Consider the following 7529-nt stretch of genomic DNA (forward strand, 5'->3'; position numbering starts at 1 on the left):
AAATATTTTTAGGTTACCGATCGGCATAACTTGATATAAAACAACTATTTCCCGCTATGGCCCTTTTAGTGGTGTGGTTTTTATTGATGTAAGTCAAAGAAGGGCCGCAATTTGGCTGGTATATATACACTCAGGCAACAATGGTTTTACCAATTGGCCGGGACATGGCCGACACAATAAATTAAGACGCCCGGAGGCATTACATGATTACAGGTATCCAAATCACCAAAGCAGCAAACGACGATCTGTTGAACTCTTTCTGGCTGCTCGACAGCGAAAAAGGCGAAGCGCGCTGCGTATGTGCTAAAGCTGGTTTTGCTGAAGATGACGTGGTAGCGATTGACCAGCTGGGCAGCATTGAGTATCGCGAAGTACCGATGGAAGTTCAGCCGCAGGTTCGCGTTGAAGGCGGCCAGCACCTGAACGTTAACGTGCTGCGTCGTGAAACGCTGATGGATGCGGTTGAGCACCCGGAAAAATACCCGCAGCTGACCATCCGTGTGTCAGGCTATGCGGTACGCTTTAACTCTCTGACTCCAGAGCAGCAGCGCGACGTTATCGCCCGTACCTTTACTGAAAGCCTGTAACAGGGCTGCATAAAAAAAGCCGGGTAGTTAACCCGGCTTTTTTATTACTCGTTTGAAGACTCTTGCGAGCCGCTTGGCTTACGACGCTTACCAATGTTTTTGGCATCGCGATGACGCTGCTTCACGCGTGGCTTCTCTTTCTCTTTTTCTTTCTTTTCGGCGCGCTTGGCCAGCGCCTTCTTCGATGGCTTGCCCGTCATCTTCTCACTCGGCGCACGGGTAGTAGGACGCAGCTCGTCAATAACACGGGCTTTTAACGGCTCATCAACGTAGCGGCCAATTTTCTGCAGCAGCAGGTGATCATGCGCCTCGACCAGTGAAATGGCGGTGCCTTTGCGCCCGGCGCGGCCGGTACGGCCAATACGGTGCAGGTAGATATCACCGCTGCGTGGCATATCGAAGTTAATCACGTGGCTCACGTCTGGAATATCGATCCCACGTGCGGCAACGTCGGTGGCGATCAGCACGTTCACCCGGCCTTCCGTCAGACGTTTGATACCTTCGGTACGTTTTACCTGGGCCATCTCGCCTTCAAGATAGCAGTTGTTAATCCCGGCGTTACGCAGCAGCTCTGCCAGCTCATGCACGCGCTCGCGCTTACGAACAAACACGATGGTGCGGGTCGCGTCGTCCTGGGTCAGGAGATGCTTCAGCAGGGCAGTTTTATGTGCAAAGTCATCCGCGCGGTAGTACCACTGATGGATCTTTTTACGCTCGCGGGTCGACGGCGTCGCAGAGACCTCGACCGGATCTTCCAGCAGGCGCTCGGCAAAGTCCTTAACGGCGTTGCCTTCCAGGGTGGCGGAGAAGAGCATGGTCTGCTTACGCCAGCGCGTCTCCCCAGCGATGTGCTCGATATCCTGAGCAAAACCCAGCTCCAGCATGCGGTCTGCTTCATCGAGGATCAGCGTCTCTACGGCGCGGCAATCAAAGTTCTCTTCTTTGATGTACTGCATAAGGCGGCCGGTCGTCGCGACTACGATATCCTGGTTTTCGCTGAACACTTCGGCGTGGTTCATATAGGCTACGCCGCCGGTAATCGTGGCGATATCCAGATGGGTATTTGCCGACAGCTCACGGGCGTGCTCGGCCACCTGCGTTGCCAGTTCACGGGTCGGCGTCAGGATAAGAATACGCGGCGGTCCAGATTTCTTACGCGGAAAATCAATCAGGTGCTGCAACGCAGGCAGCAGGTACGCCGCCGTTTTCCCTGTGCCGGTAGGCGCGGAACCGAGTACATCGCGGCCCTCCAGCGCAGGCGGAATAGCAGCCGCCTGAATGGCAGTTGGGCGTGTAAAGCCTTTACTCTGGAGCGCGTCCAGCAGGCTTTCATCGAGTTCGAGTTCGGAAAAAGTCGTTACAGTCATGTTCTACCTCAGTGTGGGGCGCTGATTATAATCGTTATGGCTGCAATCTTCATCTCTTTGTGTGGATAACGCTTTCCCGCCTGGCGGCTTTCCCCTATCCTACACCGGTTTCGTTAGTTGGATTGTTAATAATGCCCCACAGCAAAGCGCAGCTGCGTCGTAATGGTTTCACGTTTAAACAGTTTTTTATTGCCCATGACAGATGTGCCATGAAGGTGGGTACCGACGGTATTCTTCTCGGGGCATGGTCGCCGGTTGCCGAGGTTAAGCGCATCCTCGATATCGGTACCGGCAGCGGCTTGCTGGCGTTGATGCTGGCCCAGCGTACCGGTGAGACAGTGAGCATTGATGCCGTGGAGCTGGACGCCGATGCTGGTCAACAGGCGCAGGAGAACGTAAGCGAGTCGCCATGGGCGGATCGCATTCAGATCCATCCCGCCGACATTCAGGAGTGGGTCAACACCTGCACCCGCCGCTACGATCTGATCGTCAGCAATCCGCCTTATTATGAAAAAGGGGTCGAGTGCGGCACGCCGCAGCGGGAGCAGGCGCGCTATACCGTCTCTCTGGATCACGGCACGCTGCTGGCCTGCGCCGCCGAATGCATCACGGAAGAGGGATTTTTATGCGTCGTGCTGCCGGAAGGGCTGGGAAATGGCTTTACGCAAAAGGCGCTGGAGTCGGGCTGGCATCTGCGCCTGCGCACCGACGTTGCCGATAACGAAAGCCGTCTGCCGCACCGCGTGCTGCTGGCCTTTTCTCCCACTCAAGGGGAGTGCTTTAGCGATCGCATGACCATCCGTGGCGCGGATCAGCGCTATTCTGAAGACTATACGGCGCTGACCCAGGCGTTCTATCTCTTTATGTAGGTGCGCGGAACAAGTACCGATGGCCCGGAGTCTGGCAGCAGCGCCGGGTAGTCAAGCGTGTAGTGCAATCCTCGGCTCTCCTTACGCGCCATGGCGCAGCGGACAATCAGCTCCGCCACCTGCACCAGGTTACGCAGCTCCAGCAGATTGTTAGAGACGCGGAAGTTAGCGTAATACTCGTCGATCTCCTGCTGCAGCATCTGGATCCGCCGTAGTGCGCGCTCCAACCGCTTGCTGGTACGCACAATCCCTACGTAATCCCACATCAGCAGGCGCAGCTCGTGCCAGTTATGCTGAATGATGACCCGCTCGTCCGGATCCTCAACCTGGCTCTCATCCCATGCGGGGAGCGTCGCGACCTCTGACACAGCAGAAAGCCGCCCGGTAATATCTTCCGCCGCTGACCAGCCATAGACCAGACACTCCAGCAGCGAGTTGGACGCCATACGGTTCGCGCCGTGCAGGCCGGTATAGCTCACCTCGCCGATGGCATACAGCCCGTCAACGTCGGTACGGCCCGCATCATCCACCATCACGCCGCCGCAGGTATAGTGTGCCGCCGGCACGATAGGCACCGGCTCTTTGGTGAGATCGATACCCAGGCCGAGCAGCTTCTCGTAGATCATCGGGAAGTGCTGGCGAATAAAGGCCTCTGGCTTATGGCTGATATCCAGATACATGCAGTCCGCCCCAAGACGCTTCATCTCATGGTCGATGGCTCTGGCCACGATGTCGCGCGGGGCCAGCTCGCCTCGTGGATCGAAATCGGGCATAAACCGCGTGCCGTCCGGGCGCTTGAGGTAGGCACCTTCCCCGCGCAGCGCCTCGGTAAGCAGGAAGTTACGCGCCTGCGGGTGGAAGAGGGCGGTGGGGTGAAACTGGTTGAATTCGAGGTTGGCAACGCGGCAGCCTGCCCGCCAGGCCATGGCAATGCCGTCTCCGGAGGCGATATCCGGGTTAGTGGTGTACTGATAGACCTTTGATGCGCCGCCGGTGGCCAGCACTACCGCTTTCGCTCGGCAGGTTTCAACCGCCTCGCGATTGCGGTTCCATACCCATGCGCCCACCGCCCGGCGCGGGCCGGAGAGACCAGTTTTGTCGGAGATAATCAGGTCTACGGCGTTGCAGCGCTCCAGCACGCGAATATTAGGATGGCTTAAAGCCTGGCTAACCAACGTCGTCTCGACCGCTTTGCCGGTGGCATCGGCGGCATGCAGGATACGACGATGGCTGTGGCCGCCTTCGCGAGTCAGGTGGTAGCCCTCTGTCCCGTTGGGCTGGACGTGGGTATCAAACAGCACGCCCTGATCGATAAGCCACTGCACGCAGGGCCGGGCGTTGCTGGCGACAAACTCAGCCGCATGGCGATCGACGATGCCTGCCCCCGCGATAAGCGTGTCTTCCACGTGTGAGCTAATGCTATCGGTGACATCAAACACGGCGGCAATCCCGCCCTGAGCATAGAGGGTTGAGCCTTCGCTAACCGGCCCTTTACTGAGAACAATCACGCTATGGTGCTGCGCCAAACGCAGCGCCAGGGAGAGGCCCGCAGCGCCGCTGCCAATAACCAGCACATCACAGGAGAGATCGGGAGTCGTATTCATGATAGTGTGTTTAATTTACTAAACAGGATGCCGCCAGCATAGATCTAAAGGCGGCATAAATCACCCATTTTTTTAAATTGTGTTGTAGAGGCTAAACAACGAGGCGGCGAGCGGGCGAAATCAGTTTTGTGGTGAAAAAAAAGCAGGGTTGCGTTACTCTGCTGACGGTATAAAAGGCTTTTCTTCTATGCGACGTGCATAGTTTAGCGTCAGTAGACTTATAATGAGTCATAACCAACGGTCTGCGAAACGATACACAAAAACAAAGGCGTAACGGAACTTTTGCCGAAAAAGTCTCTCTAACCACATGCTTGCTCAGAGTGCTGTGTGGGAGTGGCGTTTCGATTACGCGTGGATATTAGGTTTGGGGAGACATTACCTCGGATGAGCGAGCAGTTAACGGATCAGGTCCTCGTCGAACGGGTCCAGAAGGGAGATCAGAAAGCCTTTAACTTACTGGTGGTCCGCTACCAGCATAAAGTAGCGAGCCTGGTTTCCCGTTATGTGCCGTCGGGCGACGTTCCCGATGTCGCACAAGAGTCTTTCATTAAGGCCTATCGCGCGCTGGATTCATTCCGGGGGGATAGCGCTTTTTACACCTGGCTCTATCGTATTGCGGTGAATACCGCCAAGAATTACCTGGTCGCTCAGGGTCGTCGTCCACCGTCCAGCGATGTTGATGCTATAGAAGCAGAAAACTACGAAAACGGTGGAGCGCTGAAAGAAATTTCGAACCCTGAGAACTTAATGTTGTCAGAAGAACTGAGACAAATCGTTTTCCGAACCATTGAATCGCTTCCGGAAGATTTACGTATGGCAATTACCTTACGGGAGCTGGATGGCCTTAGCTATGAAGAGATAGCCGCCATTATGGACTGCCCGGTGGGTACGGTACGTTCACGTATCTTCCGAGCTCGGGAAGCCATTGATAATAAAGTTCAACCGCTTATCAGGCGTTGACGATAGCGGGATACTGGAAAAGGTATTAGGCATGCAGAAAGAAAAGCTTTCCGCTTTAATGGATGGTGAGACGCTGGATACCGAGCTGCTCAAGGAGCTGTCTCGCGATCCGGAAATGCAGGAAACCTGGGAGCGTTACCACCTGGTGCGTGACGCTTTACGCGGTGATACTGCCGACGTCATCCATTTCGATATCTCAGCCCGCGTCATGGCTGCCATTGCCGACGAACCGGTACGGCAGGCAACACCATTGATCCCGGAATCCCAGCCTGCGCCGCAGCAGTGGCAGAAGATGCCGTTCTGGGCCAAAGTGCGTCCCTGGGCAAGCCAGATTACTCAGATGGGCGTAGCTGCCTGCGTTTCGCTGGCGGTTATCGTTGGCGTGCAGCACTACAATAGCCCGTCCGACAGTGCCCAGCAGCCTGAAGCGCCGGTGTTTAACACGCTTCCTATGATGGGTAAAGCCAGCCCGGTTAGTCTTGGCGTCCCGTCGGAGGCTACCACCGCCGATGCGGGTCAGCAGCAGCAGGTTCAGGAGCAGCGCCGCCGTATTAATGCGATGCTTCAGGACTATGAGCTGCAGCGTCGCCTGCACTCCGAACAGCTTCAGTTTGAGCAGGCGCAAACCCAGCAGGCTGCTGTACAGGTGCCAGGAAACCAAACTTTAGGAACGCAATCGCAGTAATGAAGCAACTTTGGTGTGCCATGTCTCTCATGGCCGGTAGTCTGTTGTTTTCTGCTAACGCCTCGGCTGATGTCACCTCCGGGGCGTTGTTGCAGCAGATGAACCTGGCCAGCCAGTCTCTTAACTATGAGCTCTCTTTTGTCAGCATCAACAAGCAGGGCGTCGAGTCGTTACGCTATCGGCATGCCCGGCTGGCAAATCAGCCTCTCGCCCAGCTTTTACAGATGGATGGCCCACGTCGTGAGGTCGTTCAGCGCGGTAGCGAAATAAGCTACTTTGAGCCGGGCCTTGAGCCATTTACGCTGACCGGCGACTACATTGTCGATTCGCTGCCCTCACTGGTCTATACCGATTTCAAACGGCTCGCGGCATTCTACGATTTCATTTCGGTAGGCCGTACCCGGATTGCCGATCGCCTGTGCGAGGTGATCCGCGTCGTAGCCCGCGACGGCACGCGCTACAGCTATATCGTCTGGCTGGATGCCGAGACCAAGCTTCCTATGCGGGTCGATCTGCTCGATCGCGACGGGGAGACCCTGGAGCAGTTCCGCGTCGTGGCGTTCACCGTGAATGAGCAGGTGGGAAGCAATATGGAGAATCTCGCCAAAGCTAACCTGCCGCCGTTGCTGTCGGTTCCGGCAGGGGAAAAGATCGATTTCAACTGGTCGGCGACCTGGTTACCGCAGGGCTTTAGCGAAGTCTCCAGCAGCCGTCGCAAGCTGCCGACGATCGATATGCCAGTGGAGTCACGCCTCTTCTCCGACGGACTGTTCAGCTTCTCCGTTAACGTTAACCGCGCCAGCCAGAACAGCAGCGATCAAATGCTGCGCACCGGGCGTCGTACCGTTAGCACCACCGTGCGGGATAACGCAGAGATTACCGTGGTCGGCGAGCTTCCGCCGCAGACCGCAAAACGTATTGCAGACAGTCTTAAATTCAGGGCAGCACAATGATCAAAGAGTGGGCAACCGTAGTCTCATGGCACAATGGCGAAGCCGTTGTCAGCTGTGATGTTAAAGCCTCCTGTAACAGCTGCGCCTCGCGCGCAGGGTGCGGTAGCCGCGTTCTGAACAAGCTCGGTCCGCAGATGACCCACACCATTTCCGTACCCAGCGAGCAGCCGCTAATGGCTGGGCAGAAGGTCGAGCTGGGCATTGCCGAAGGCAGCTTGCTCAGCTCTGCGCTGCTGGTCTATATGTCGCCGCTGGTGGGATTGTTTATCATGGCCGCGCTGTTCCAGACGCTGTTTGGTTACGACCTGGCGGCGATGGGCGGTGCGGTGCTGGGCGGCGTCGGGGGCTTTCTGCTGGCCCGCGCGTTTTCACCCAAGCTGGCCGCCCGTGAAGCCTGGCAGCCAGTGATCCTGAGCGTTGCTTTGCCGCCGGATCTGCTGCGGGTCGATGCCACGCCCGTAGACGCCCACTCTCAGTCGCGTTAATTATTAGAAATCACGATGC

General features: G+C 56.6%; 9 protein-coding genes. 7 read left to right on the forward strand and 2 right to left on the reverse strand.

What is annotated here, in order from left to right:
* Positions 1-203: 203 nt before the first annotated feature.
* Complete coding sequence (gene grcA, locus FN633_RS00960; protein WP_042395490.1) at positions 204-587, forward strand: autonomous glycyl radical cofactor GrcA; 384 nt, start codon at positions 204-206, stop codon at positions 585-587.
* A 44-nt stretch (positions 588-631) separates the two neighbouring features.
* On the opposite strand, the gene srmB is transcribed toward grcA, so the two are convergent.
* The gene (gene srmB, locus FN633_RS00965; protein WP_042395491.1) at positions 632-1954 is read right to left on the reverse strand and encodes an ATP-dependent RNA helicase SrmB; all 1323 of its coding nucleotides are present in this window, start codon (positions 1952-1954) and stop codon (positions 632-634) included.
* Positions 1955-2085: 131 nt separating this feature from the next.
* Between srmB and trmN the strand changes: the two genes are divergently transcribed.
* Positions 2086-2823 (forward strand): tRNA(1)(Val) (adenine(37)-N(6))-methyltransferase TrmN, encoded by a 738-nt coding sequence (gene trmN, locus FN633_RS00970; RefSeq protein ID WP_154056431.1) that lies wholly within the window; start codon positions 2086-2088, stop codon positions 2821-2823.
* Here the strand turns inward: trmN and nadB are convergent.
* Entirely contained in the window at positions 2808-4427 is a 1620-nt protein-coding gene (nadB, locus tag FN633_RS00975; protein WP_154056432.1) for an L-aspartate oxidase, read from the reverse strand. The two genes, trmN and nadB, sit on opposite strands and share 16 nt — an antisense overlap.
* 307 nt (positions 4428-4734) lie before the next feature.
* On the opposite strand from nadB, the gene rseD reads away from it, so the two are divergent.
* From rseD to rseC, 5 genes are read left to right on the forward strand one after another with little or no spacing between them, the layout of a single operon-like run.
* Entirely contained in the window at positions 4735-4815 is an 81-nt protein-coding gene (rseD, locus tag FN633_RS18445; RefSeq protein WP_243731523.1) for a rpoE leader peptide RseD, read from the forward strand.
* Positions 4812-5387, forward strand: a complete 576-nt coding sequence (gene rpoE / locus FN633_RS00985) for an RNA polymerase sigma factor RpoE (protein WP_042395496.1) — start codon at positions 4812-4814, stop codon at positions 5385-5387. Before rseD ends, rpoE begins: the two co-directional genes overlap by 4 nt.
* Before the next feature lie 31 nt (positions 5388-5418).
* On the forward strand, positions 5419-6072 hold the full coding sequence (gene rseA, locus FN633_RS00990; RefSeq protein WP_154056433.1) for an anti-sigma-E factor RseA: 654 nt from the start codon (positions 5419-5421) through the stop codon (positions 6070-6072).
* Positions 6072-7025: a sigma-E factor regulatory protein RseB gene (gene rseB / locus FN633_RS00995; protein ID WP_042395501.1), complete on the forward strand. Its 954-nt coding sequence runs from the start codon at positions 6072-6074 to the stop codon at positions 7023-7025. The genes rseA and rseB overlap by 1 nt, the downstream gene beginning before the upstream one ends.
* Complete coding sequence (rseC, locus tag FN633_RS01000; protein WP_154056434.1) at positions 7022-7510, forward strand: SoxR-reducing system protein RseC; 489 nt, start codon at positions 7022-7024, stop codon at positions 7508-7510. The genes rseB and rseC overlap by 4 nt, the downstream gene beginning before the upstream one ends.
* Positions 7511-7529 lie beyond the last annotated feature (19 nt).

The sequence above is a fragment of the Pseudescherichia vulneris genome (genome assembly GCF_902164725.1).
Lineage (GTDB): Bacteria > Pseudomonadota > Gammaproteobacteria > Enterobacterales > Enterobacteriaceae > Pseudescherichia > Pseudescherichia vulneris.

Coding starts and splice junctions, on each gene's coding strand:
- grcA (WP_042395490.1), top strand. CDS start 204: ATGATTACAGGTATCCAAATCACCAAAGCAGCAAACGACGATCTGTTG.
- srmB (WP_042395491.1), bottom strand. CDS start 1,954: ATGACTGTAACGACTTTTTCCGAACTCGAACTCGATGAAAGCCTGCTG.
- trmN (WP_154056431.1), top strand. CDS start 2,086: ATGCCCCACAGCAAAGCGCAGCTGCGTCGTAATGGTTTCACGTTTAAA.
- nadB (WP_154056432.1), bottom strand. CDS start 4,427: ATGAATACGACTCCCGATCTCTCCTGTGATGTGCTGGTTATTGGCAGC.
- rseD (WP_243731523.1), top strand. CDS start 4,735: ATGCTTGCTCAGAGTGCTGTGTGGGAGTGGCGTTTCGATTACGCGTGG.
- rpoE (WP_042395496.1), top strand. CDS start 4,812: ATGAGCGAGCAGTTAACGGATCAGGTCCTCGTCGAACGGGTCCAGAAG.
- rseA (WP_154056433.1), top strand. CDS start 5,419: ATGCAGAAAGAAAAGCTTTCCGCTTTAATGGATGGTGAGACGCTGGAT.
- rseB (WP_042395501.1), top strand. CDS start 6,072: ATGAAGCAACTTTGGTGTGCCATGTCTCTCATGGCCGGTAGTCTGTTG.
- rseC (WP_154056434.1), top strand. CDS start 7,022: ATGATCAAAGAGTGGGCAACCGTAGTCTCATGGCACAATGGCGAAGCC.